This is a genomic window from Bacillus sp. BP-3 (assembly GCF_028401955.1).
Classification (GTDB): Bacteria; Bacillota; Bacilli; order Bacillales; family Bacillaceae_G; genus Bacillus_A.
Genome location: NZ_JAQOTJ010000009.1, coordinates 130,271 through 154,621 on the forward strand (window position 1 = coordinate 130,271; position 24,351 = coordinate 154,621).

The following is a 24,351-nucleotide window of genomic DNA, read 5'->3' on the forward strand; positions in this document are numbered from 1 at the left end:
GTCGCTGTAAGTTCAGTAGCATCGCATCCCCCAATTTCTAAGTGTCCTTGCTCGTTAATTCGGCTTGTGCCGTGTAAATACATGTGAATTCCTCCCTTTTTCTCAAAAACATCTATATATCCATTTTAATTTTTCGACATATAAGTCGTTGCTATGCAGAATACAACATAAACGCTACTTGCTTCTTCCTTTTGTTTTAAACATCGCATGTGGTAGGAAACGCGGCCAAATGCCCTTGACACCCCCTAAAAAGAAGGGAGGGTTTTTTGTCGTTCTTTTCACATATATATTCCATGCCTTAGTTGTTCATATTATCCCTAATTAGGTAAACAAAAAACGCGCGGAACAATGTTCACACGCGTTTCTTATTGGAAGAATATATGATGAAAAAATAAACTTATTGTTATTTTCTCAAATAAGAAACCGCATCAAACATCTCCAAATAGCTCTCCATAAGCCAAAAACTTATGACAGTACTACATTTATTCAATGCAGTCCCAATATATGAATAAAGTGAGTATTCATATATTTCGGCGGTAATCCCTTTCAGACTATAATCATGAATACCACTTTATTTCCTATAGCTTACTTTTGATTACCGCGGCCTCTACCCTTGAGTGTAGATGAGGTAAGTCTATTTAATTTTCAAGCATCTTTTTATTGCTATTAACAATAGCAAATGACTAATTTATTTGTCAAATACTTTTTTAAATTGGTTTACGACAATTTAATTTTGTAGTATCTGGCATGCGCTTTGCATCTATATTCTTCACAGTCCACTCACCATCATCATTTTCAAACATGATCGTTACTTTTTCAAACGGCGGGAGTTTCTTCCCTCCTACTCCTGGCTCATATTTAATGATTTCAATAGAAGCACGGAACAAATATGTACCACTGTACATTTTTTTCATACTAACGATTTTCGGACATTCATATGGCTTTTGTTTTCCGTAATGCTTTTGAATCGCTTCATTTATTCTCGGAAATAGCACTGAATATAGGGCATCTTCTAATAATAACGGTTCATGTTCAGCCAAAAAAGGAGCTGGATTTCCAAGTAAAATGAAACAACTCAATATAAAACAAAATATTTTCTTCATAGTACTCCTCCACATTTCCAAAGATGACATTATTTTATCCATCTTCCCTTTTTCTACCCAATTATGAGAAAAACATCCACAAATTCATTATGTTTTTATATAATAGTACACATAGTAAAAAACATAGAGATATGTAACCGGTTATATATTATAGAAGCGGTTACTTGTAGGTAGTAGGAGGAGCCCAATATGATGCAACGCTTGTTTCCAAAAATACGATTCGCTCTCATAGCGGTCGTCTTATTATGGATCAAAACATATATTGTATACAAATTAGCTTTTGATATGAAAATCAATAACGCTTTCGAACAAATAATATTGTTCTTTAACCCGTTAGCTTCATTATTATTATTTTTCGGTTTCGCTTTATTTGCAACAAAACATCGAAATCGTATCATTATTAGTATTAGTATGGTGTTATCTTTTATTTTATTTGGCAACGCCATGTTTTATGGATTTTACAATGATTTTGTAACATTCCCGGTATTATTTCAAACAAATAACATGGCTGATTTAGGAACGAGTATAAAAGAACTGTTTACATATAAAACACTCCTTTTATTTGCAGATACTATTGTTTTAGCCATATTATCTCGAAAATTCCCTAGTTTTTGTGACACAACTCCTCTATCGAGAAAAGAAAAACAAACATTTTTCAGCGGTGTAACAGCAGTATTAGCTCTGCAAATGATTATTTCAGTTATTTATAAACCACAACTCTTTTCACATTCATTTGATCGCCAAACAGTTGTGAAAAATCTTGGCTTATATACATATCATATTTATGATATTGCGCTCCAATCGAAATCGTCTGCCCAGCGCGCCTTCGCAAGTGGAGGTACATTTTCTGAAATTGATAACTATGTAAAAACAAAAGATAGACAAGCGAATAAAGATTTATTCGGCGTAGCAAAAGGAAAGAATGTTATCTTAATTTCAATGGAATCTACACAAAGTTTTGTCATCAATCAAAAAATAAATGGAAAAGAAATTACACCATTTTTAAATGACTTTATTAAAGAAAGCTATTATTTCAATAACTTTTATCATCAAACCGGACAAGGAAAAACATCAGACGCGGAATTTATTATTGAAAACTCTTTATATCCACTTGATCGCGGCTCTGTTTTCTTTACACATGCTAATAATGAATATACAGCTACACCAGAACAACTCAAAAAACATGGATATTACTCTGCTGTATTTCATTCAAATGATAAAGCTTTTTGGAATCGCGATTTGATGTATCCTGCGCTCGGATATGACCGCTATTTCAATTTACAAGACTATACAAACGCAGAACAAATGTCTGTTGGTTGGGGATTAAAAGATAAAGCTTTTTTCGAACAATCTATCCCAAAGTTAAAATCTTTACCACAGCCGTTCTATACAAAATTTATTACATTAACAAACCATTTTCCATTTTTGCTGCAACCGGAAGATCAACTCATTAATGAATACAATTCAGAAAGCGGCGTTGTAAATCGTTATTTTCCAACTGTACGTTATACAGATGAAGCATTAAAACATTTTGTTGAACAATTAAAAAAAGAAGGATTATACGATAATTCTATTATCATTATTTACGGAGATCATTATGGTATTTCTGAAAATCATAATGCAGCTATGGCTCAATTTTTAGAAAAGGAAACACTTACTCCTTTTGATATGATGCAGCTACAACGAGTACCGCTCATCATTCACATTCCCGGTCAAAAGGGACAAGTCATTTCAAAAGTGTCTGGGCAAATTGATGTGAAGCCAACACTGTTACATTTACTCGGTATAAAAACTAACAATTCTATTGAATTTGGCGCAGATTTATTTGAAACAAATGATGATCCACTTATGGTTATGCGTGATGGAAGCTTCATCACAAATGATTATCTGTATACAAAAAATGTATGCTACAACAAAAAAACTGGTGAACCGACTGATATTTCTATTTGTCAACCGTATATCGAAAAAGCAAAAACAGAGTTGAATTACTCTGATAAACTCATCTACGGTGATTTATTACGATTTGACCCGCATAATCAATATAAAACTGGTACGATGATAACGAAATTCGAATAAGAAAATAACCCTCGACCGATAACGATTCGAGGGTTATTTTCTATATACAATAAATCCAAATACCCCCTTCTTTTTAGGAGGGACAAGAGCATCTAGCCACGTATAGAAAGAGGTGCTAAGTGCAAAATTCAATATGAACGCTACTTGCGTTCATATTGAATTTTGCACCGCAGCTGCTTATATGCCGAAAAAATAATATATACTACGATAGCTTGGAATTAAACAAATAAAAACAAGCTAAAATCTTTCTCAAAATGGAGAATTTTTTCGACGGGCATAGGAAATTTATGTTATGATAAAAAGTATAAACTTTCATAAACTAATCAAGAATCTATAATAGAAAGCAAGGGATCAGATTTTGTACAGAGCAGCCATTCCAAACTTATTTACGCTCGGAAATTTATATAGTGGATTTCTATCAATCGGCTACGCTTCATTAGGATACTACAAATCAGCGGCAATTTTAGTTTTAATCGGAATGATGCTAGACAGCCTTGATGGAAGGATTGCACGCCTACTTCGCGTCGATTCACAGCTTGGAAAAGAGCTTGATTCATTAGCAGACGTCGTTACATTTGGTGCTGCACCCGCTGTATTGATGTATTACACATCCTTCTCTAATTACGGTATTATCGGACTATACATAGCAGGACTTTTCCCTCTATTTGGAGCATACAGATTAGCTCGTTTCAATGTCACACCATCATCAACATCAATGAAATACTTTACTGGTGTACCAATTACAGCTGCAGGTGGCCTCGTTGCCTTCCTTACTTTATTTTCACATACGATTCCAAAAATCGTACTCATTACAGTATTCGTGACATTCGCTTTTCTTATGGTTAGTCGCATTCGTATTCCAAGTATGAAAGATGTACCGATTCCAAAATATAGTATTATCGTGACACTCTTTTTAATTGGAATCATTTATACAATGTATAAAACAAGCTTCGGTAATATTTCAGTGTTTTTATTCATTGCTATTCCTCTTTATATTTTGTATATGCTATCTCAATTTCTTAGACAACGCCCATCACATAAAAACCGAGCAAACAAAGAATAAAAAAGAAACCTTCCTAATCATAAGGAAGGTTTCTTTTTTATTTCGCCACAAGTTCTTTTTGATACACTGGCGTTAACGGTTCACTCCCTTCTAATACTGCTAAAATATTGCGCACTGCCATTTCTGCCATTGCATCACGCGTTTCAATCGTCGCGTTTCCAATATGCGGTGTTAACACAACATTTGTTAATTCTTTTAATCTCTCTGTAATTTTCGGTTCAAACTCAAAAACATCAAGCGCTGCTCCTTCGATTTCCTTTGTTTCTAATGCAATTACAAGCGCTTCTTCGTTCATAATTGGACCACGTGCCGCATTAATAATATAAGCTGTTTTTTTCATTAGTCTAAATTGTTCCTCAGCAATCATGTGATGCAACTTCGGATTATAAGCACAGTTAATAGTAACAAAATCCGCTGTTTGCAATAGTTCTTCCAGCGTTACATATGTTGCTCCTAATTCTTCCTCCGCCCTATATTTACGATTTGGTCCTGTATACACAATGTTCATCCCAAAAGCTTTCGCTCGCTTGGCTACCGCTTTTCCGATTTCTCCAAGCCCAATAATGCCAATCGTTTTACCGTATGCTTCACGCCCTAAGAAAAAGAGCGGTGCCCAGCCATTAAAACCAACTGTACGACATAGTGTATCTCCTTCAGGAATACGGCGCGCCGCTGCTAATAAAATGGAAAACGTTAGCTCTGCTGTTGCCTCTGTAGAAACTTTCGGTGTGTTCGTAACCGCTATATCCTTTTCCACCGCATATTTATAATCAAGATTGTCATATCCAGCTCCGTAGTTTGCAATAATTTTCAAATGCGGTGCTGCATCGATGACTTCTTTCGGCACTTTTGTTGAAAGTAAGCTTAATAATGCATCTTTATCTTTGACACGCGCTACTAGCTCTTCTGTGCTAATCAACTCTTCTTCATCATACATTTCCACTTCATGATCTCGTAGCAACTGTAGTCCGATTTCTGGAATTTGTCCTGCTATTAAAATTTTCGCCATGTTTAAGCATCCTTTCTTTTTCACTTCAAAATATGTTCATTCAATATTATTGTAAAAAAGCCTGTCGAAAAAAGACAAGGAATTTGATTAAACTATCATGATTCTTATCACTCTTTTTTACAAAATCGTGAAAAAGAGGCTGAATCCATTCAGCCCCTCACCACTAAAAGTTTTACTTTATTTATCTTTTCCTTGTGCTAGCTTCACATCAATTGTGCCTTCTGCTACTGTATCACTGATTTGTTCTTGTATAACTGATTGCTCTAGTTGATTTTTTTGTTGAGTATTGCTCTGATTTGTTAACTTCCCAGTGTCTTTATATTGTTGTTTCTCCATAAGAAAACCCTCCTTTTTTGTTCAACGTTAGTGTAAACAAAAAAGGAAGTTTCCATTCCGCTATTCGCGGGAAGTAAAGAATAAAGCCTCTTCTGCTGATGGAGGTTTCACTTTATCATAAAACATTCTCTTTTACATATTCGAGCGGTTTCATATTTCGAATTCTTTTTTCAAATGTTGCTATATGTGTCACACCGTGATTACGAAGCGATTCTATATTTTCTTGTACGTAACTACCTAAATCATTCGGAAAATGTGCATCAGACGAAATTGTAATCGGAACACCATGATGTACTAAGCGCTGTAAAAACAAAGGGCTTGGGCACATTTCTCTTACAGGATATCGATAATATAATCCAGCATTCACTTCCGTAGCCGTATTCGTTTCAATCAAAGCTTTAGCAATTGTTTCGTAATATGGCAATTGCTCATTTTCATCTATGCGGTAATTAAACACTTTTATATTATCTAAATGTGCAACAATATCAAATAAGCCAGAACGTATTGCTTTTTCTAACGTTTGAAAAAATGTCTGATATAACGTACTTAAATCATGCTGTCTAAAATAATTGTCTGTATCTGGATTATCAAATCCCCATCCATTAATAAAATGAACAGAACCAATGACATAATCCCAATTTCCTAACGTTAATAGTTTCGCTAGTTCCTCTTCTCCGCCAATAAAATAATCTGCTTCTATTCCAAGCCGTAATATCACGCCTCGTTTGCTCCATCTTTCTTTTGCATCTTCAATTGCTTTAGTAAAATTTATAATCGACTCTACTCTCACCTGATCTAGCCATTCTTTTTGCAGATGTCCAAGTTCTGAATCACTAATATCGACATAGCGCTCATAGTACTCCTTAGCCTCGTAGAAACGATATAAGTGGTCAACTATTCCAACTTCCCGTATTCCTTTACGCACAGCTTCCTCCAAATATAAGTCAATCCAATCCTGTGAAAATGCGCCTTCCTTTACACGCTTTTGCAAACGTTCCCCTATGTTTAAGATCCATCCCATTGAATGTTTCTCTTCCTCAATCGGTGCAAAATACTCGAGCGCTTCATTTGTACGAGATAACCACCGCATTGAATACGGCCCTTCTTCTAAGTGAAGGTGGTAATCTACTCTCATCTTTCTCCCTCCTATAATGTGTCAATTTCTTTTCGTTCGCCCATTTTCGATAATTGTCCTTGACGTTTATTTAATTCTTCTGCTATCTCTTGTAATGATACATTTTTTTCTACGAGCAGCACTAAGCAATGGTACGTAAAATCAACAACTTCTTTTATAAGCTCATCTTTCTCATTATTTTTCGCCGCAATTACGACTTCAGTACATTCTTCTCCTAATTTCTTTAATATTTTGTCTTCTCCTTTTGTAAATAAGTAGTTCGTATACGATTCAGAGATAGGTTTCTCTTTTCGTTGTTGAATTGTTTCGTATAACTGTTGCAACACATCACTCATTTCCTTATCCCCCTATAACACCTTATTATAAAAACATGACTTTTCTCCTGTATGGCAAGCTACACCTACCTGCTGGACAACTACCATAATAGAATCTTGATCGCAATCTAAATATAATGATTTCACATGTTGAACATGTCCTGATGTTTCCCCCTTATTCCACAAGCCTCTTCGTGAACGAGAATAAAACCAAGTCGTTTTTGTGTCTAATGTTTTTTCGTACGCTTCTTCATTCATATAAGCTAGCATCAAAACTTCTTTTGTACCCTCTTCTATCACAACAGCTGGCAATAATCCTTTTGAAAAATTCGGCTTCACAATCTCACCTCAATTTGCGCTTCTTGTAACTTTTGTTTCGTTTCTTGAATGGTTGCCTCGCCGTAATGAAAAATAGAAGCTGCTAACGCCGCGTTTGCTGATGTTTGCTGAAAAACTTCTGCAATATGTTCAATAGATCCACATCCACCCGAAGCAATTACCGGAATACCAACTGCTTTTGAAACTGTTTCTGTTAAAAGTAAATCATAGCCATCTTTTGTCCCATCTGCATCCATGCTTGTTAACAGTAATTCTCCAGCGCCTAGGCGTTCCACGCGTTTTGCCCATTCGACTACATCCATCCCTGTATCAATGCGGCCACCATTTACATACACATTCCATTTGTTTTCTTCGCTTTTCTTAGCATCAATTGCAACAACTATACATTGAGAGCCAAATTGCTCTGCACCTTCTTGTATTAACTCTGGTCTTTGCACTGCAGCTGAATTTAATGAAACTTTATCTGCACCTGCTCGAAGTAATCCATACATATCTTGAACAGAGGTGATTCCCCCTCCAACTGTAAGAGGAATAAATACCTCCGATGCTGTGCGTTCTACAACATCAATCATCGTTTTCCGATCTTCATACGTTGCCGTAATATCTAAAAACACAAGTTCATCCGCACCTGCTTCGTTGTATACAGCGGCAATGGCAACAGGATCCCCAACATCTTGTAATCCTACAAAATTTACTCCTTTTACAACGCGACCATTTTTTACATCTAAACACGGAATAATTCGCTTCGTTAACATGCCCCTGTCACCTGCAATGCTTCTTCTAACCTAACTTTTTTATCATACAATGCTTTCCCTATAATCACGCCATATAAGTCCATATCCTGTAACTTCTCAACATCAGCAAGCGAGCTTACACCACCAGAAGCAACGATTTGAAGTGAAACTTCACTTTGTAATTGTTGTAATTGTTCGAAATTTGGACCTGCAAGTGTTCCGTCCCTAGAAATGTCAGTAAAAATAAGTGTCTGTACACCTACTTCTTCCATTTCTTTTGCTAGTTGTACATATGACATTTCCGACATATCTAGCCATCCTCGCGTTGCTACATATCCATTTTTCGCATCAATTCCAACAATAATTTTGTCTCCATATAAACAAACTGCCTCTTCTAAAAATGTACGATTATACAGTGCTGCCGTTCCAAGAATTATTTTCATCACTCCAACTGATAAAAGTGCTTCAATCGTAGCAATCGAACGAATCCCTCCTCCAACTTGCACTGGAATTCGCACTGCTTTGCAAATATCTTCAATGACAGAAAAATTCTCTGATCGACCAGCAACTGCACCGTCTAAATCGACAAGGTGCAATGCACGTGCACCAAGTTGTTCAAATAACACGGCCTGTGCAACCGGGTTTTCATTCATGACTGTTTCTTGTTGAAATTTCCCTTGATATAAACGAACGCAACGACCATTTTTTAAATCGATTGCCGGAAAGATTTTCATTTTTCTATAACCTCCTTGAAATTCCGCAATATTCGAATTCCTATTTCCCCACTTTTTTCCGGGTGGAACTGAGCTCCAAATACATTTTCTCTTGCAACAAGCCCTGGTACGAAAACTCCGTACTCACTCCCACCAACTACAACTTCAATTGGACATTGTACATAATAAGAATGAACATAATAAACGAAGGAACCCTCTTCTATCTCATTCCATAAAGAATGCTCCGTTTTCTTTTGCAACTGATTCCATCCCATATGCGGAATTTTATGCGCTACATTTAATTTCCTTACTCTCCCTGGAAGTAAACCTAATCCTTTCGTTCTTTCAATCTCTTCACTTTCTTCAAATAAAAGCTGCATGCCTAAACAAATGCCAAGCAACGGTTTTCCTGTATGAGCAACCTTTTGAATAACAGAAATAAGTCCTTTTTCTTCTAAGCAATTCATCGCTCTTGGAAATGCACCAACTCCCGGCAAAATAACACCATCGCTATTTATAATTTTTTCCGTCTCATCTGTTACAACATACGTTGCACCAATATGCTTTAAAGCTTGCTCGACACTTCGAATATTACCCATTCCGTAATCTACAATTGCAATCAAATTACAACAGTCCTTTCGTAGAATTTACCCCAATAATTTTTTCATTTTTCTCGGTAGCCTCACAAAGTGCACGTCCAAATGCTTTAAAGAGCGCTTCAATTTTGTGATGCGTGTTGCTTCCATATAAAACACGTGCATGTAATGTTATATTCGCCGCATGGGCAACCGCACGAAAAAATTCTTCTGCTAGCTCTGTATCAAATTCACCAAGTTTGGGATTTGTAAATTCACCATCAAATACGAGATACGACCTTCCGCTTATATCAACCGTAACAAACCCTAATGCTTCATCCATTGGTACATAAGCTGTACCGTAACGATTAATTCCCGCTTTATCACCAAGTGCTTCTTTCAAACAATTCCCAAGAACAATCCCAACATCTTCTACTGTATGATGAGCATCAATATACACATCACCATCAGCTTCAATTTGCAATCCAAAACGACCATGCTTTGCAAATAAAGTTAGCATATGATCAAAAAAACCAACTCCTGTTTGAATGGAAACTTCTTGATTACCATCTAATTGCAGTGCCACAGAAATTTTTGTTTCCGTTGTACTTCTCATTTGCTTTGCAGTGCGCATCACTTTTCCCCTCCCTTAAAACGAATCTCAATTGCTCTCGCATGAGCTTGTAATCCTTCTTTTTCAGCTAGATTGACAATATGATGTTGTACCTTCCCGAGAGCCTCTTTTGTATAAAATAAAAAGCTCGATTTTTTAATAAAATCATCCACAGATAATGGAGAAAAGAACCTTGCTGTTCCACTCGTTGGTAACACGTGATTCGGACCTGCCATATAATCACCTAATGGCTCAGGCGCATATGGACCTAAAAATATAGATCCTGCATGTTGAATTGATGAAAGAGCTGTCATCGGTTCTTTGATGTGCAGTTCTAAATGTTCTGGAGCTATTTCATTTGAGAGCTGAAACGCTTGTTCTAATGACTCTACAACAAGAATTGCTCCGTTTCTGTTAATGGATTCACGAGCTATTTCGCTTCTTGGAAGATTCATCAATTGTTTTTCTATTTCTCGCTTCACTTCCTGCGCTAATTTCAAACAAGTTGTGATACAAATAGCAGTTGCTCGTCTGTCATGTTCGGCTTGTGATAATAAATCAGCCGTAATATATGCCGCATTTCCCGTTTCATCAGAAATAACAACAATTTCAGATGGACCAGCAATCATATCGATATGCACTGAACCAAATACTTCTCGCTTCGCTAATGCAACATATATATTTCCTGGTCCTACAATCTTATCAACACGCGGAATTGATTCTGTTCCGTATGCTAACGCAGCAATTGCTTGCGCTCCCCCCACTGTATACACTTCATCAACTCCAGCAACTTTTGCTGCAGCTAAAATATGTGGGTCTACTCCTTCACGATTCGGCGGTGTTACCATGATAATTTTATCAACGCCCGCAATTTTTGCTGGCAAAACATTCATGAGAACCGATGATGGATATGCTGCCGTTCCCCCTGGTACATATACACCAACAATTTGCAGTGGCCGAACAAGCTGCCCGCGAATAATCCCCCCTTTTTCTGTATCAATAAAAGCTTGTCTCTTTTGCTTTTCATGATAGGAAATGATATTCTTCTTTGCTTCTTCTAATGCTGCTAAAAATGCTGGTTCAACACTTTGATAAGCTAACACCAATTCTTCTTCTGAAACTTGAAATTTAGTTAATTCTACTTTGTCAAAAGCCTTCGTATACGAAAATAGAGCTTCATCTTTTTTTTCCCTTACACTTCCAACAATTTTCCTCACATCTTGTTGAATCATCTCTTCTATTGTATTTGCCTGTTCCCTTAACTGCTTCACCTTACATAAAATATCAGAATAATTCTCGGATACAATTTTCATATTTACCATCCTTCATTCCTTTTCTATTAAGGTACTTTCCATTTTATTTATAATACTGAATATTTCGTCTTTTTTCATTTTTAAAGATGCTTTATTTACAATTAAACGTGCTGAAATATCACAAACTTCTTCAAATACGAGCAACCCGTTTTCTTTCAACGTTTGTCCTGTTTCTACAATATCAACGATTGCATCTGCTAATCCTAACAAAGGAGCAATCTCTACAGAGCCTTCTATTTTAATAATCTCTACATCTTCTCCCTTCTTACGAAAATGTGCAGAAGTAATGTTCGGATATTTTGTTGCAATTCTCTTTTTGTTATAACCGTTTGGACGATACGATGAAACAGAAGCAACACAAAATTTACAACGTCCTACTCCTAAATCAATCATTTCATATACATCATTTTCATGTTCAAGCAAGATATCTTTACCCACAACACCCATATCAGCTATACCATGTTCTACATACGTTACAACATCAACTGCTTTTACAAGGATAAATGAAACTTGTGAAGAGTTACTTTGAAATACAAGCTTCCTTCCTTTATCCTTTAGCTCTGAACAATCGATACCGATTCGTTCAAATAACGGAATCACATGTTTTTCCAATCTTCCCTTCGTTAACGCAATTTGAATGTTACGCATGAGGATTCTCCTTTTTTCTTCATGATCCATTTATCTTTCCAAGCATATTCAACTAACGTTTCTCCTGATACATCAATTACAGTTTTCACATCCTGTGTTCTTGCAAATTGAAATGTATCTTGTAAATTTTCTAACATTGAAAGTTCAACTTTTATACCATCTTTTCCAAGTAAAACACGTAATTTCTCTGCTTCGGAAATCATATTTAACGAATAATATATGAGAGCATCTATTTGTTTTTGGTATGAATTTTCTTTCCGTTCTTGTAAGGTACGTACAATTTGATTTACTTGTATGGCTAAGCCTACTGCAGGTAAAGATTCACCAAAATTCCCAATCAATTCATCATATCTTCCGCCGCTAACAACCTCTTCTCCAACATCGCATATATATCCACGAAAGATTACACCGGTATAATAATTCAGATGTTGGATCATCCCAAAATCAATAGATATATATTGACCATAACCAAGGCGGTCAATGTTTTCGTATATATTTTTTATCCTCGCAATTGCTCTTTTCATCTCTTTACTCACAGCAAGTTTTTCAGCTTCTTCAACTACTTCTAACCCTCCAAATAAACGAGGTAATTTTTGTAATAACCGCACAGTTTTATCTTGCATATCCAACTGCTTTTCTTGTAAAAAACGGGACAAGGTCGCAAAATTTTTACTCTCAATATATTCTCGCAATGCATATTCATCTTCTTCTCGTAAAGACAATTTTTTCACAATGGATTTATAGAGTTCCACTTGACCAATTTCAATTTTAAATGATTGAATACCAACTGATTGCAAAGCGGCAATTGCGCTTACAATACACTCAATTTCAGCACGAATATTATCGATACCGATAATCTCAATTCCTGTTTGTGTAATTTCATTATATTTGCCTGTTAAAGATTCATTTGCCCGAAAAACATTTCCACTATATGTTAATTTAAAAGGAACTTCCATTCTTTTTGTTCCGATTACACGTGCCAGCGGAATCGTCATATCAGGTCTCAGAACAAGGATGCGCCCCTCTGAGTCAAAAAACTTATACATCTTCTCCTCGTCAATAGGACGATTTTGAAACGCAAATACATCATAAAATTCAATCATAGGTGTCCGTATTTCTTCGTATCCTCTCTCAATAAATGTACGTCTTAACCTTTGTTCAGCCTCCTCCATTAATGTACATTCTTGAAACAAAAAATCTCTTGTTCCATTTGGATTGGCTCGCTTCCATTTTTTCATCGTCACACCTCTACTTTCTTGACACATATATACAAAAAATCTACAAAAATAACATACTTAACTTGATTCTCTTCCATGTCCCTTATTCATTTCTTGAACTACTCTCACTAACGATTTCATCTTCACCCATACATCCACAACATAGCGTTTAGAAAACGAAAAAAAGAGCTATGTAGATAAAAATACCTACATAGCTCTTTAGAGAATGTAGGTACAACAGGAATAACCCTTGTACCTACACGTTTTTTCACGCTAGGTTCAAGGGTTTACGTATGATGATGTTGTGTGCATAAAATGACTGATTGGAAAGTAAACATTGTCATTACTCCCTTTCTCCTCTTAGTTTGAAGTCAGTATACTACCAATTAAACTGAAAGTAAATAATTTTATTTTAACTTTCAGAAAAATGCGGCATTCATTTTTTATTTCTATCTATTAACGACACATTTTTATCTCATATTCTGTAATCGCATTCTCATATTGAAGTGTAACCCCAATATCATCTAAACCACTTAACAACTTTTCTTTCCACATGCGTTCAATAGAAAAAGACAAGCTGCGCTCAGGAGTTGTTATCGTTTCATTCTCTAAATCTATTTCTATTATCGCTTGCGGTGTTACAGATGCAAGATGCTCACGAGCTTCTTTTGTCATAACAATGGGAAGAATTCCATTTTTCATACAGTTCATATAAAAAATATCTGCAAAACTTCCTGCAATAATAGCCCGAAATCCGTAATCCGCAAGGGCCCACGGTGCATGTTCTCTAGAAGATCCACAACCGAAGTTTTCTCCTGTAATTAGAATCGTAGCGCCTTTTCGCTCAGGAGCATTCAACGGAAACGCATGATTTTCTTGACGATTATCTAAATAACGCCATTCATCAAATAAAAACTCTCCAAATCCTGTTCTTTCAATACGTTTTAAATATTGCTTCGGAATAATTTGATCTGTATCAATATTATCATGCATCAACACTGCAGTTGTACCTTTATGAATACGAAATGGCTCCATCGTAGTTCTCCTTTCTCACATCAACAAAATGACCGTAAATTGCAGCCGCAGCGGCCATTGCCGGACTAACGAGATGCGTTCTTGCTCCTTTTCCTTGTCTTCCTTCAAAATTCCGGTTTGAAGTAGAAGCGCAATGCTCACCTTCTGGTACTTGATCTGGATTCATACCAAGACACATCGAACATCCAGGTTCCCTCCATTCAAATCCTGCCTCTTCAAAAATAAGGTGTAATCCTTGTTTCATTGCTTCATCTCTCACTTGTTTTGACCCAGGTACAACAAGAGCCCTTACTCCTTCTTTTACCTTCTTTCCTTTTACAACTGCAGCAGCAATTTCTAAATCAGACAAACGGGAATTTGTGCAAGAACCAATAAACACGTGTTGGATTGGAATATCCGTTACGCATTGACCTGATTGAAGACTCATATATGCATAGGCACGTTTATCATTTTTATCATTTGCTGGTGGAAGTACCTCATCGATGCGAAGCCCCATTCCTGGATTGGTCCCCCACGTTACATACGGCGCCAAATTCGTCACATCAACTGTAATGACTACATCATACATCGCATCTTCATCTGTGTATAATTCACGCCAGTTTTCCACTGCTTGCTCAAACTCTTTTGGTGCATATTGGCGCCCTCTTACATAAGCAAACGTCGTTTCATCTGGAGCAATCATGCCTGCTTTTGCTCCTCCTTCAATCGCCATATTACAAAGTGTCATTCGCTCTTCCATTGTCATTTCTTGTACAGTATCTCCATAGAACTCCATCACATGTCCTGCCCCGACGGAAACACCGTATGTAGCAAGTAAATGTAAAATAATATCTTTTGCATATACGCCCTTTGGCAATGTTCCTTTTAATTCTACTCCCATCGATTTCGCCTTCCGTTGCCATAAAGTTTGGGTCGCTAATACATGTTCAACCTCACTCGTACCAATCCCAAACGCCAGCGCACCAAACGCTCCATGTGTTGCTGTATGACTATCTCCGCACACAATTATTTTTCCAGGTTGTGTTAATCCAAGTTCCGGGCCAATTACATGCACAATTCCTTGCGCCTCGTCTCCTATATCGGCTAATCGTACATGAAATTGCTCGCAATTATGACGAAGCGTATCCATCTGTTGTTTTGCGATATGATCTGTAACGTTCCATACATCCTTTGTTGGTACATTATGATCCATTGTAGCAAACGTTAAATCTGGCCGCCGTACAGTTCGATTAGCAAGCCGCAAGCCTTCAAAGGCTTGCGGCGATGTTACTTCATGAACGAGATGAAGATCAATATATAATAAATCCAATCCATTCTCATCTGTTGCTACAACATGCCGTTCCCATAGTTTATCGAATAATGTTTTCCCCATTATCGCCATCTCCCTACTAGCGCTTGCTCTTCCATCGCTTGTAATACATACGTTGTAAACGAAGTTGTCGTTTCATTCCCGCCTAAATCCGCTGTACATCTTCCAGCACGAAGAACTGTAGAAATGGCTTCTTCAATTGCTTCTCCTTCTTTTCTTAACCCAAATGATTGCCCAAGCATCATTGCAGTGGAGCGAAGCATAGCGATTGGATTTACTTTATTTTTCCCAGCAATATCTGGTGCTGATCCATGAATTGGCTCATAAAGAGACGGGCCATTCTCCGCATGACTTGCAGACGGTAACATTCCTAATGAACCTGCTAATACAGATGCTTCATCACTTAAAATATCGCCAAATAAATTTTCTGTAACGATCACATCAAATCGTCTTGGATTCCGAATGAGTTCCATTGCGGCAGCATCTACTAATAAATGTTCTAACTCTACCTCAGGATGGCGTGCTGCTACTTCTTCTGTTACTTGTCGCCATAGTTTACTAGATTCTAAAACATTCGCCTTATCAATAGAAGTTACTTTTTTTCGGCGTTTTTTCGCTAATTGAAATGCATAGGAAACAATTCGTTCTATTTCACGTCGATGATAGGTGAGTGTATCCGTTGCGACTTCTTCTGTTCGTTCTTTCGGAAACGAAAAATAGATGCCACCTGTTAATTCACGAACAACAACAAAATCAACTTGCTCAGCTGTTTTTAGCGGTGATAAGTGCGCTGTTGCTTCTTCTACAGAAACCGGGCGAACGTTCGCGAATACACCTAAGCCTTTTCGCAAAGTTAGAAGTCCTTGTTCAGGACGTTCTTTTGCGTGATCCCAATACGGGCCTCCAACTGCGCCTAGTAATACTGCATCACTTGCTAAGCACGCTGTTAATGTGCGGGACGGAAGCGGTTGACCAAATACATCAATTGCTGCTCCTCCAAACAATTCATCTTGCAGATAAAACTGATGACCGTATAACCTTTCTACCATCTCTAATACTTGCTTAGCACTAGCCATTATTTCTGTCCCAACTCCATCACCAGCTAAACAAACAATTCGTTTTTCCATCTTCAAGCACTCCTTTACGATTTTGTAAGTGATCGTAATGCTTTTAATTTCCCAGCTGCATACACGTAAGCACGAGCCGAAGCTTCTAGTACATCCTGAGCTACGCCAAAACCAGAAACTTGATGTCCATCTTCTTTCAATTCAACATGAACATGAGCTAACGCGTCCTGTCCTTGCGTAATCGACTGAATACGATAGTCAGCGAGCTCACATTGTAAATGAAGAATTCTTTGAATTGCATTATAGATGGCTTCAATACTACCAGCTCCAGTCGCAGCATCCTCCAGCTCATTCCCCTCAGTATCTTCTAAGCAGACGGTTGCACTTTGAATGCTGTTTGATACAAAATGAACTTGCAACTGTTTAATATCGTATTGTTGCTTAGCAAATGCAGTTTCCCCTAATACAAGCGCTCTTAAATCTTCTTCTGTAATTTCTTTTTTTCGATCCGCTAACCGTTTAAATGCACGAAATGCTAACTCCCTCTCTTCTTCTGTAAAATCATACCCTAATTCTTTCATCTTCTCTGTAAAAGCATGTCGTCCGGAGTGTTTCCCAAGTACAAATTGATTTCGTTCTTCTCCTACAAGAGAAGGTGAAATAATCTCATAAGTAGATGCTTCTTTTAAAACTCCATCTTGATGAATACCAGATTCATGTGCAAACGCATTGGCCCCAACAATTGCTTTGTTTTTTGGAACAACCATTCCCGTTAATCGACTTACAAGTGTACTCGCCCTTTTAATTTCTTTTAATTGTATGGAAGATGATGCCCCGTAATAATCATTTCGAATATGGAGTGCAACTGCAACTTCTTCGAGAGCGGCATTGCCAGCACGTTCTCCTATGCCATTAATCGTTCCTTCTACTTGAAGTGCACCGCCTTCAATTGCCGATAATGAGTTAGCTACTGCCATACCAAGATCATCATGGCAATGGCAAGAGAAAATAGCTTTCTCATAAGATAGAACATGTTCTTGCAAATATCGGAAAAGAGAATAATATTCTTCTGGATTTGTATATCCTACTGTATCAGGAATATTAATGACATCCGCCCCGGCGCGAATCGCAACTTCTACAGCTTCCGCTAAAAAAGAAGAGGTTGTTCGCGTTGCATCTTCTGCAGAAAATTGCACCGCTGGAAACAATGATTTCCCAAGTTTTACTGAATGGTAAATTGTATCTAACACTTCATCTTTTGACATACAGAGCTTATATTTCATATGAATGTCGCTGGTTGCGAGAAATACATGCAACCGGGGAGAGACGCCTCCTTTTAACGCTTCATATGCAGTACGAATATCACTTTCCTTTGCACGAGCCAGACTCATAACAGAAGCATTTTGAATCGTTTCGGCAATACGTTTCACCGACCGAAAATCACCTTCAGAAGCGGACGCAAAGCCCGCCTCCATTACATGAATTCCAAGTCTCTCTAACTGCCGTGCAATTTGTAATTTTTCTTGTTCATTTAAATTTACTCCAGGTGATTGCTCCCCATCACGAAGCGTCGTATCCATGAACAAAATTTGCTTCATTTTACTTAACCTCCATCTTCACTCTCGGCTTCACAAACGGCATCATCTCACGTAACTTACGGCCTACTACTTCAATTTGATGCGCATTCTCCTCTGCATTAATTGCATGGAAGTTTTGTCTTCCTGCTTTATGTTCTTCAATCCATCCTCTCGCAAACGTCCCATCTTGAATATCTTTTAATACTTCTTGCATCGCTTGTTTCGTCTGCTCTGTTACAACGCGCGGCCCCGATACGAAATCCCCCCACTGCGCTGTGTCCGAAACTGAATAGCGCATATTTTCTAATCCGCCTTCATACATAAGATCGACAATAAGCTTCAGCTCATGTAAACACTCAAAATAGGCAAGTTCAGGTTGATAACCAGCTTCTACTAATGTTTCAAAACCTGCCTTCACAAGAGCAGTTGCTCCTCCGCAAAGTACTGCTTGCTCTCCAAATAGATCTGTTTCGGTTTCTTCTTTAAAGGTCGTTTGAAGTACGCCAGCGCGAGTCGCCCCGATTCCATCGGCATACGATAATGCTTTTTCATAAGCTGTTCCTGTTGCATCTTGATAGACCGCAAATAGTGCTGGTACGGCTGCACCTTCTACAAATGTTCGGCGTACAAGATGCCCCGGTCCTTTTGGTGCTACAAGGAATACATCTACATCTTCAGGTGGTGTAATTTGATTAAAATGAACGTTAAACCCATGAGCAAACACAAGTGCATTTCCTTCTTGCAAATTCGGTGCAATTTCTGTTTCATATACTTCCGGCTGTTGTTCATCTGGAAGCAAAACCATTACAACTTCTGCTAGTTTTGTAGCTTCAGTAACCTTATATACAGAGAACCCATCTTCTTTTGCCTTTTCCCAAGACTTTCCTTGCCGAAGACCTACAACAACATCAAAACCGTTATCGCGTAAATTTTGCGCATGAGCATGACCTTGAGATCCATAGCCAACAATTGCTACTTTCTTTCCTTTTAATACATTTACAGTTACATCCTTTTCATAATAAACTTTTGCCATTTTCTTTCTCCTCCTATATTTTAAAAGTTAGTTAATTAACATTACTTGTTGTTTATCTTGCTTTTTCATACTTCTTGTAAAAGCTGTTACTCCTGTTCTTGCAATTTCTTTTAAACCGTATGGACGCAACAATTCAATAAGCGCTTCTACTTTTTCTTGCGTTCCTGTTACTTGAACGACGATGGAATCCTTCCCAACATCGATAACAGCAGCGCGAAATGGCTCAATTAAGCTATACAATTCGGGTCTAGAAGCAATTGATGTAGACACTTTAATAAGTGCAAGTTCTCTTGCAAGCATTGCTTCTTCTGTAATATCAGATACTTTTAATACATCAATTTGTTTATGAAGCTGTTTAATAAGCTGTTCGACTTGCTGGACATTTTCAACATGAACAACAAATGTCATTCTTGAAATATGGGATGATTCTGTATGGCCTACTGAAATACTTTCAATATTAAATTGCCTTCTCGCCATCACGCCTGTAATTCGATTTAAAACTCCACTTTGATTTCGAACTGTCGCTGTCACAATCCGTTTCACTATTTCACCCCCTCCATTTGATGAACACCTTTTCCTGGAGCAACCATAGGCATAACTTTTTCAGATTGTAAAACTCGGCAATCAATTAGCACTGGTTCTTGTAAATTTATCGCCTCTTTTAATTGTTCTTTTGCTGTTAACGGCTGTTCAATACGGATTCCTTTTATTCCATAGGCATGAGCTAACATGACGAAGTCTGGTTGACAAGAAATTACCGAATACGAATAACGCTGATTATAAAACTCATCTTGCCATTGCCGTACCATCCCAAGTGCTTCATTGTTTAAAATAAGCACTTTCACAGGGAGGCTATGTTCCTTTAAAACACTTAATTCTTGTAATGTCATTTGAAAGCCGGCATCACCTACAATTGCTACAACGAGTTCATTTGGTTCGGCAATTTGTGCCCCAATCGCAGCTGGCAAACCAAATCCCATTGTTCCAAGCCCTCCTGACGTGATCCACTTATCAGGTTGTTGTAATTTATAATATTGTGCAGCCCACATTTGATGCTGTCCGACATCCGTTGTTATAATTGCATTTCCATTTGTAACTTCATACAGCATTTGGATTGCAGCTTGCGGTTTTAACTTTTGTGAATCGTCTTCATAACAAAACGGATAGCGATTCTTTCTTTTTTGCAGAAGCTGTAGCCATTCTTTATGATTTTGTTTCTCCCCTTTACACGCTAGTAACGCTTCTAAAGCATGCTTAGCACTTGCGACAATTGGAATTTCTGTCACAACGTTCTTTCCAATTTCTGCAGGATCAATATCAATATGCGCTACCGTTGCTTCCTTTGCAAAGTGTGTTAAATTTCCAGTCAGACGATCATCAAAACGGGCCCCTATATTTATTAACAAGTCACATTCATACAACGCCATATTCGCTGCGTATGAACCGTGCATACCACCCATTCCTAAAAATAATGTATCCTCCGCTGGAAATCCTCCAAGACCAAGCAATGTATGAACGACCGGAAGTTGATACATACGAGCAAATGCGGTTAATTCATTTGCCGCTTTGGCATGGAGTACACCTGCACCTGCTAAAATAAGTGGTTTCTTTGCCGTTTCAATTGCTTGTAACAGCTTTGTTATCTGCAATTGATTTGGGTGATAGTTTGGTTGGTATCCAGGTAAATCCATCAAGGCATCACTACATCGCTCTCCCGTTTCTACAACCATATTTTTTGGAAGATCAATGACGACCGGACCCGGTCTACCCGTTGCTGCAATATGAAATGCTTCTTTTATAATTCTTGGTAAATCCGAAACATTTCGCACTTGATAATTATGCTTTGTGACTGGCATCGTAAGTCCGATAACATCCGCTTCTTGAAAGGCGTCACTTCCTATAAGCATTGTTGCAACTTGACCTGTAAATACGACAAGTGGTAAAGAATCCATCATCGCATCCGCTAAGCCAGTAATAACATTTGTCGCTCCCGGTCCGCTTGTAGCAATTACAACACCAGGCTTTCCAGTAATTCTTGCATACCCTTCAGCTGCATGGATCGCCCCTTGCTCATGCCGCGTCAAAATATGAGGAATTTCACAATCGTAAAGCGCATCATATAGTGGTAAAACAGCTCCTCCTGGATAACCAAAAATGACTTCTACCTTTTCCTTTCTGAGCGCATGTAACAATAGCTGTGCACCAGTTGCCATCTTCTCTTCCGTTTTTGAAGACATCGTTTCTACAAACCTCCTTTATGAAATACCTATATAAATAAAAAAGTCTTTCGCCCACACTTCAGCTATGTGCTGAAGGGACGAAAGACTTCGTGGTACCACCCTTCTTTGCAAGAAAAACTCTTGCCTCAGTGACTCTAATCGAATCAAGCTAATAACGGAGCTACCGTCCAAACCTAGACAAGTGCTTCAGTTTGGCACTCAAGGGCGATGTTCATCAACGTGAACCATCGGTTTCCACCAACCACCGACTCTCTGTGAGGCTTCACAATCAACTACTCCTCCCTCTCAACGCTTTATCCATCCGCGAACGGAAGTTTCACTTTATACTTTCATAACTCCTCCAGTGTTTGCCGAAGTCACAAGCTTTGCATATCGTGCTAAATAACCCGTTTTTACTTTCGGCTCTGGAGAAATAAATTGTTTTTTTCGCTCTTCTAATACATCGTTAGAAATTTCCCAATGAATACTTCCATCTTTTACATTAATAATGATTGAGTCACCATCTCTCACATATGCAATCGGCCCTCCTTCAGCTGCTTCTGGCGATACATGCCCAATTGCAATCCCTCTTGTTGCCCCTGAGAAGCGCCCATCGGTAACTAATGCAACCTTTGTTCCTAGTCCTCTTCCAACGATTGCTGATGTTGGAGCTAACATTTCCGGCATACCAGGTCCTCCTTTTGGACCTTCATGGCGGATGACTACAACATGCCCTTCTTTCACAATACCACTATGAATTGCAGCAACTGCTTCATCATGAGAATCAAAGCAAATTGCTTCCCCAACAAATGAAGTAACCGATTCATCAATCGCTCCAACTTTTAGGACCGAACCATCAGGTGCTAAATTACCAAAGAGAATAGATAGTCCACCTGTTTTACGATAAGGCCGCTCTTTCGGACGAATTACTTTTTCATCTAAAATTTTCCCATCTTCTACTGTTTCATAGATAGTTTTCCCTGAAATTGTAATGCGCTCAGGATGAATTGCCCCTGGAATCCGTGAAAGCTCCTTAATAATAGCTGCCACCCCGCCCGCTTCATGTACATCATGCATAGAATAATGAGATGCTGGGCTAATTTTCGCTAAGTATGGAACACACTTTGCAATATCATTAATACGCTGCAAGTCATAATCAATACCAGCCTCATTCGCGATAGCTAACATATGTAAAACGGTATTTGTCGATCCACCCATCGCCATATCTAATGCAAAGGCATCGTCAATTGCTTCTTTCGTAATAATGTCACGCGGCTTTATATCACGCTTAATTAAATCCATTAAATGAATCGCAGCTTGACGAATTAAGTTATGACGTGCTTCGCTTGTTGCAACGATTGTTCCATTTCCCGGAAGTGCAACGCCGAGCATTTCCATAATGGTATTCATAGAATTGGCTGTAAACATCCCTGAACAAGAACCACACGTTGGACATGCTGATTTTTCCATATCAATCAGCTGCTCTAAACTTAACTTCCCTGATTTATGAGCGCCAACCCCCTCAAATACAGATGCTAAAGAAAGAGGTGTACCATCTTTTGCTTTTCCAGCTTCCATCGGTCCCCCTGAGACAAAAACAGAAGGAACATTCGTCCGAACGGATGCCATTAACATTCCTGGTGTAATTTTGTCACAATTTGGCATAAACATAACTCCGTCAAACCAATGAGCTTGAATAACAGTTTCTGCTGCATCTGCAATGATCTCTCGACTTGGAAGTGAATAGCGCATTCCAATATGTCCCATTGCAATTCCATCATCAACGCCGATTGTATTAAATTCAAAAGGAACACCTCCTGCCGCGCGTATGGCAGCTTTCGCTACATCAGCAAGTTCCCTTAAATGAATATGTCCTGGAACAATATCTATATATGAATTACAAATTGCAATAAATGGTTTATGAAAATCTTCTTCTTTAACGCCTGCCGCATGAAGCAAACTTCGATGCGGCGCCCGGTCAATACCTTGTTTAATCATATTGCTTCGCATCGGTTACTCTCCTATCAACTTACTTTATTTTCTTCATAAATTTTTTCACCATCTTCTACTACTAGCTTACGGAATTCTTCCAATAAACGATTTGTATGTGTTCCTGGTTTCCCAGCACCGATTTCTCTTCCGTCAACCTTTGTTACCGCAATAACTTCAGCTGCTGTACCTGTTAAAAATACTTCATCCGCTACATACACATCATGACGAGTAAATAATTCTTCCCTTACTTCATAGCCAAGCTTCTCACCAATTTCCATAATCGCATTCCGCGTAATTCCTTCCAGTGCTCCCGCAGAACTTGGCGGCGTAATTAATTTATTTCCTTTTACAATAAATACATTGTCACCTGAACCTTCTGCAACATACCCTTGCTCATTTAACATCAGCGCTTCCTGTACACCAGCAAGTTTAGCTTCAATTCTAACTAAAATATTATTGAGGTAATTCAATGATTTCACTTGTGGTGTTAATACATCTGGGCGATTCCGCCTTGTTGCAACTGTCACAACCGGGATACCCTTTTCATAATATTCAGCCGGAAACAATGCTAGTTGTTCCGCAATCACAACAACATTTGGCTTTAAACACGAATCAGGATCTAAACCAAGATTTCCAGCCCCGCGTGATACAACTAAACGAATATATCCATTGGATAACTGATTACGCCTTATCGTTTCCACAACAATATTGGTCACTTCTTCCAACGTATATGGAATTTCTAATAAAATGGATTTTGCTGATTCATACAAACGAATGAGGTGCTCTTTTAATCGAAAAACATTCCCACTATATACACGAATGCCTTCAAATACCCCATCACCATATAAATATCCATGATCATAAACAGATACTTTTGCTTCATCTTTTGGAACAAATTCTCCATTTAAGAAAATCCATTGCTCGTTCACTT

The 24,351-nt window shown here is 38.1% G+C and carries 25 protein-coding genes, 1 riboswitch and 1 other annotated feature; of the genes, 2 read left to right on the forward strand and 23 right to left on the reverse strand.

Features of this window, described 5'->3' with window-relative positions:
* Positions 1-83, reverse strand: an 83-nt coding sequence (locus PLX19_RS26235; protein WP_442869058.1) for a hypothetical protein, incomplete at its 3' end; no start/stop codon positions are given.
* 352 nt (positions 84-435) lie between these two features.
* Positions 436-618: riboswitch (Lysine riboswitch) on the reverse strand.
* Between the two features lie 89 nt (positions 619-707).
* The gene (locus tag PLX19_RS15680) at positions 708-1,103 is read right to left on the reverse strand and encodes a DUF3888 domain-containing protein (protein WP_272189631.1); all 396 of its coding nucleotides are present in this window, start codon (positions 1,101-1,103) and stop codon (positions 708-710) included.
* Positions 1,104-1,292: 189 nt separating this feature from the next.
* On the opposite strand from PLX19_RS15680, the gene PLX19_RS15685 reads away from it, so the two are divergent.
* Together PLX19_RS15685 and pssA are read left to right on the forward strand one after the other, a co-directional pair.
* Positions 1,293-3,179 carry an LTA synthase family protein gene (locus PLX19_RS15685; RefSeq protein ID WP_272189632.1) on the forward strand — a complete coding sequence of 629 codons (1,887 nt, stop codon included), beginning with the start codon at positions 1,293-1,295 and terminating at the stop codon, positions 3,177-3,179.
* Positions 3,180-3,537: 358 nt separating this feature from the next.
* Complete coding sequence (gene pssA / locus PLX19_RS15690; RefSeq protein ID WP_272189633.1) at positions 3,538-4,242, forward strand: CDP-diacylglycerol--serine O-phosphatidyltransferase; 705 nt, start codon at positions 3,538-3,540, stop codon at positions 4,240-4,242.
* Between the two features lie 37 nt (positions 4,243-4,279).
* On the opposite strand, the gene PLX19_RS15695 is transcribed toward pssA, so the two are convergent.
* From PLX19_RS15695 to ilvE, 21 genes are all read right to left on the reverse strand, one after another.
* The gene (locus PLX19_RS15695) at positions 4,280-5,251 is read right to left on the reverse strand and encodes an NAD(P)-dependent oxidoreductase (RefSeq protein WP_272189634.1); all 972 of its coding nucleotides are present in this window, start codon (positions 5,249-5,251) and stop codon (positions 4,280-4,282) included.
* A gap of 177 nt (positions 5,252-5,428) precedes the next feature.
* Positions 5,429-5,587: a DUF4025 domain-containing protein gene (locus PLX19_RS15700; protein ID WP_272189635.1), complete on the reverse strand. Its 159-nt coding sequence runs from the start codon at positions 5,585-5,587 to the stop codon at positions 5,429-5,431.
* A gap of 115 nt (positions 5,588-5,702) precedes the next feature.
* Positions 5,703-6,722, reverse strand: coding sequence for a histidinol phosphate phosphatase domain-containing protein (locus tag PLX19_RS15705; RefSeq protein ID WP_272189636.1), 1,020 nt, complete (start codon positions 6,720-6,722; stop codon positions 5,703-5,705).
* An 11-nt stretch (positions 6,723-6,733) separates the two neighbouring features.
* Positions 6,734-7,057 (reverse strand): phosphoribosyl-ATP diphosphatase, encoded by a 324-nt coding sequence (gene hisE / locus PLX19_RS15710; RefSeq protein ID WP_272189637.1) that lies wholly within the window; start codon positions 7,055-7,057, stop codon positions 6,734-6,736.
* A gap of 12 nt (positions 7,058-7,069) precedes the next feature.
* A complete protein-coding gene (gene hisI, locus PLX19_RS15715) occupies positions 7,070-7,375 on the reverse strand; it encodes a phosphoribosyl-AMP cyclohydrolase (protein WP_272189638.1) in 306 nt (101 codons plus the stop codon).
* On the reverse strand, positions 7,372-8,130 hold the full coding sequence (hisF, locus tag PLX19_RS15720; RefSeq protein ID WP_272189640.1) for an imidazole glycerol phosphate synthase subunit HisF: 759 nt from the start codon (positions 8,128-8,130) through the stop codon (positions 7,372-7,374). Before hisF ends, hisI begins: the two co-directional genes overlap by 4 nt.
* On the reverse strand, positions 8,124-8,843 hold the full coding sequence (gene hisA / locus PLX19_RS15725) for a 1-(5-phosphoribosyl)-5-[(5-phosphoribosylamino)methylideneamino]imidazole-4-carboxamide isomerase (protein WP_272189641.1): 720 nt from the start codon (positions 8,841-8,843) through the stop codon (positions 8,124-8,126). The genes hisF and hisA overlap by 7 nt, the downstream gene beginning before the upstream one ends.
* Positions 8,840-9,445: an imidazole glycerol phosphate synthase subunit HisH gene (gene hisH, locus PLX19_RS15730; RefSeq protein WP_272189642.1), complete on the reverse strand. Its 606-nt coding sequence runs from the start codon at positions 9,443-9,445 to the stop codon at positions 8,840-8,842. The genes hisA and hisH overlap by 4 nt, the downstream gene beginning before the upstream one ends.
* 1 nt (position 9,446) lies before the next feature.
* On the reverse strand, positions 9,447-10,031 hold the full coding sequence (gene hisB, locus PLX19_RS15735; protein WP_272189643.1) for an imidazoleglycerol-phosphate dehydratase HisB: 585 nt from the start codon (positions 10,029-10,031) through the stop codon (positions 9,447-9,449).
* On the reverse strand, positions 10,031-11,323 hold the full coding sequence (gene hisD, locus PLX19_RS15740; RefSeq protein WP_272189644.1) for a histidinol dehydrogenase: 1,293 nt from the start codon (positions 11,321-11,323) through the stop codon (positions 10,031-10,033). Before hisD ends, hisB begins: the two co-directional genes overlap by 1 nt.
* 12 nt (positions 11,324-11,335) lie before the next feature.
* Positions 11,336-11,971, reverse strand: coding sequence for an ATP phosphoribosyltransferase (gene hisG / locus PLX19_RS15745; protein ID WP_272189645.1), 636 nt, complete (start codon positions 11,969-11,971; stop codon positions 11,336-11,338).
* Complete coding sequence (gene hisZ / locus PLX19_RS15750) at positions 11,947-13,209, reverse strand: ATP phosphoribosyltransferase regulatory subunit (RefSeq protein ID WP_272189646.1); 1,263 nt, start codon at positions 13,207-13,209, stop codon at positions 11,947-11,949. Before hisZ ends, hisG begins: the two co-directional genes overlap by 25 nt.
* A 435-nt stretch (positions 13,210-13,644) precedes the next feature.
* A complete protein-coding gene (leuD, locus tag PLX19_RS15755; protein WP_272189648.1) occupies positions 13,645-14,223 on the reverse strand; it encodes a 3-isopropylmalate dehydratase small subunit in 579 nt (192 codons plus the stop codon).
* Positions 14,201-15,595, reverse strand: coding sequence for a 3-isopropylmalate dehydratase large subunit (gene leuC / locus PLX19_RS15760; protein ID WP_272189649.1), 1,395 nt, complete (start codon positions 15,593-15,595; stop codon positions 14,201-14,203). The genes leuD and leuC overlap by 23 nt, the downstream gene beginning before the upstream one ends.
* Positions 15,595-16,659, reverse strand: coding sequence for a 3-isopropylmalate dehydrogenase (gene leuB, locus PLX19_RS15765; protein ID WP_272189650.1), 1,065 nt, complete (start codon positions 16,657-16,659; stop codon positions 15,595-15,597). The genes leuC and leuB overlap by 1 nt, the downstream gene beginning before the upstream one ends.
* A gap of 14 nt (positions 16,660-16,673) precedes the next feature.
* Positions 16,674-18,197 (reverse strand): 2-isopropylmalate synthase, encoded by a 1,524-nt coding sequence (locus PLX19_RS15770; RefSeq protein ID WP_272189651.1) that lies wholly within the window; start codon positions 18,195-18,197, stop codon positions 16,674-16,676.
* A gap of 1 nt (position 18,198) precedes the next feature.
* Complete coding sequence (gene ilvC, locus PLX19_RS15775) at positions 18,199-19,209, reverse strand: ketol-acid reductoisomerase (protein ID WP_272189652.1); 1,011 nt, start codon at positions 19,207-19,209, stop codon at positions 18,199-18,201.
* A 27-nt stretch (positions 19,210-19,236) separates the two neighbouring features.
* Positions 19,237-19,752 carry an acetolactate synthase small subunit gene (ilvN, locus tag PLX19_RS15780; RefSeq protein WP_272189653.1) on the reverse strand — a complete coding sequence of 172 codons (516 nt, stop codon included), beginning with the start codon at positions 19,750-19,752 and terminating at the stop codon, positions 19,237-19,239.
* Positions 19,752-21,446 carry an acetolactate synthase large subunit gene (gene ilvB / locus PLX19_RS15785; protein ID WP_272189654.1) on the reverse strand — a complete coding sequence of 565 codons (1,695 nt, stop codon included), beginning with the start codon at positions 21,444-21,446 and terminating at the stop codon, positions 19,752-19,754. The genes ilvN and ilvB overlap by 1 nt, the downstream gene beginning before the upstream one ends.
* Positions 21,447-21,519: 73 nt before the next feature.
* Positions 21,520-21,747: a binding site (T-box leader), on the reverse strand.
* Positions 21,748-21,770: 23 nt separating this feature from the next.
* Positions 21,771-23,438 carry a dihydroxy-acid dehydratase gene (gene ilvD, locus PLX19_RS15790; RefSeq protein ID WP_272189655.1) on the reverse strand — a complete coding sequence of 556 codons (1,668 nt, stop codon included), beginning with the start codon at positions 23,436-23,438 and terminating at the stop codon, positions 21,771-21,773.
* A gap of 14 nt (positions 23,439-23,452) precedes the next feature.
* Entirely contained in the window at positions 23,453-24,349 is an 897-nt protein-coding gene (ilvE, locus tag PLX19_RS15795; RefSeq protein WP_272189656.1) for a branched-chain-amino-acid transaminase, read from the reverse strand.
* Positions 24,350-24,351 lie beyond the last annotated feature (2 nt).

Excerpts from the sequence above, each read along its gene's own strand:
- leuB (WP_272189650.1), bottom strand. The coding sequence starts at position 16,659 with ATGGAAAAACGAATTGTTTGTTTAGCTGGTGATGGAGTTGGGACAGAA.
- PLX19_RS15700 (WP_272189635.1), bottom strand. The coding sequence starts at position 5,587 with ATGGAGAAACAACAATATAAAGACACTGGGAAGTTAACAAATCAGAGC.
- leuD (WP_272189648.1), bottom strand. The coding sequence starts at position 14,223 with ATGGAGCCATTTCGTATTCATAAAGGTACAACTGCAGTGTTGATGCAT.
- leuC (WP_272189649.1), bottom strand. The coding sequence starts at position 15,595 with ATGGGGAAAACATTATTCGATAAACTATGGGAACGGCATGTTGTAGCA.
- ilvB (WP_272189654.1), bottom strand. The coding sequence starts at position 21,446 with ATGTCTTCAAAAACGGAAGAGAAGATGGCAACTGGTGCACAGCTATTG.
- hisB (WP_272189643.1), bottom strand. The coding sequence starts at position 10,031 with ATGCGCACTGCAAAGCAAATGAGAAGTACAACGGAAACAAAAATTTCT.
- PLX19_RS15685 (WP_272189632.1), top strand. The coding sequence starts at position 1,293 with ATGATGCAACGCTTGTTTCCAAAAATACGATTCGCTCTCATAGCGGTC.
- PLX19_RS15680 (WP_272189631.1), bottom strand. The coding sequence starts at position 1,103 with ATGAAGAAAATATTTTGTTTTATATTGAGTTGTTTCATTTTACTTGGA.
- hisA (WP_272189641.1), bottom strand. The coding sequence starts at position 8,843 with ATGAAAATCTTTCCGGCAATCGATTTAAAAAATGGTCGTTGCGTTCGT.
- hisE (WP_272189637.1), bottom strand. The coding sequence starts at position 7,057 with ATGAGTGATGTGTTGCAACAGTTATACGAAACAATTCAACAACGAAAA.
- hisG (WP_272189645.1), bottom strand. The coding sequence starts at position 11,971 with ATGCGTAACATTCAAATTGCGTTAACGAAGGGAAGATTGGAAAAACAT.
- hisD (WP_272189644.1), bottom strand. The coding sequence starts at position 11,323 with ATGAAAATTGTATCCGAGAATTATTCTGATATTTTATGTAAGGTGAAG.
- ilvD (WP_272189655.1), bottom strand. The coding sequence starts at position 23,438 with ATGCGAAGCAATATGATTAAACAAGGTATTGACCGGGCGCCGCATCGA.
- PLX19_RS15705 (WP_272189636.1), bottom strand. The coding sequence starts at position 6,722 with ATGAGAGTAGATTACCACCTTCACTTAGAAGAAGGGCCGTATTCAATG.
- PLX19_RS15695 (WP_272189634.1), bottom strand. The coding sequence starts at position 5,251 with ATGGCGAAAATTTTAATAGCAGGACAAATTCCAGAAATCGGACTACAG.
- hisZ (WP_272189646.1), bottom strand. The coding sequence starts at position 13,209 with ATGAAAAAATGGAAGCGAGCCAATCCAAATGGAACAAGAGATTTTTTG.
- ilvC (WP_272189652.1), bottom strand. The coding sequence starts at position 19,209 with ATGGCAAAAGTTTATTATGAAAAGGATGTAACTGTAAATGTATTAAAA.
- hisF (WP_272189640.1), bottom strand. The coding sequence starts at position 8,130 with ATGTTAACGAAGCGAATTATTCCGTGTTTAGATGTAAAAAATGGTCGC.
- PLX19_RS15770 (WP_272189651.1), bottom strand. The coding sequence starts at position 18,197 with ATGAAGCAAATTTTGTTCATGGATACGACGCTTCGTGATGGGGAGCAA.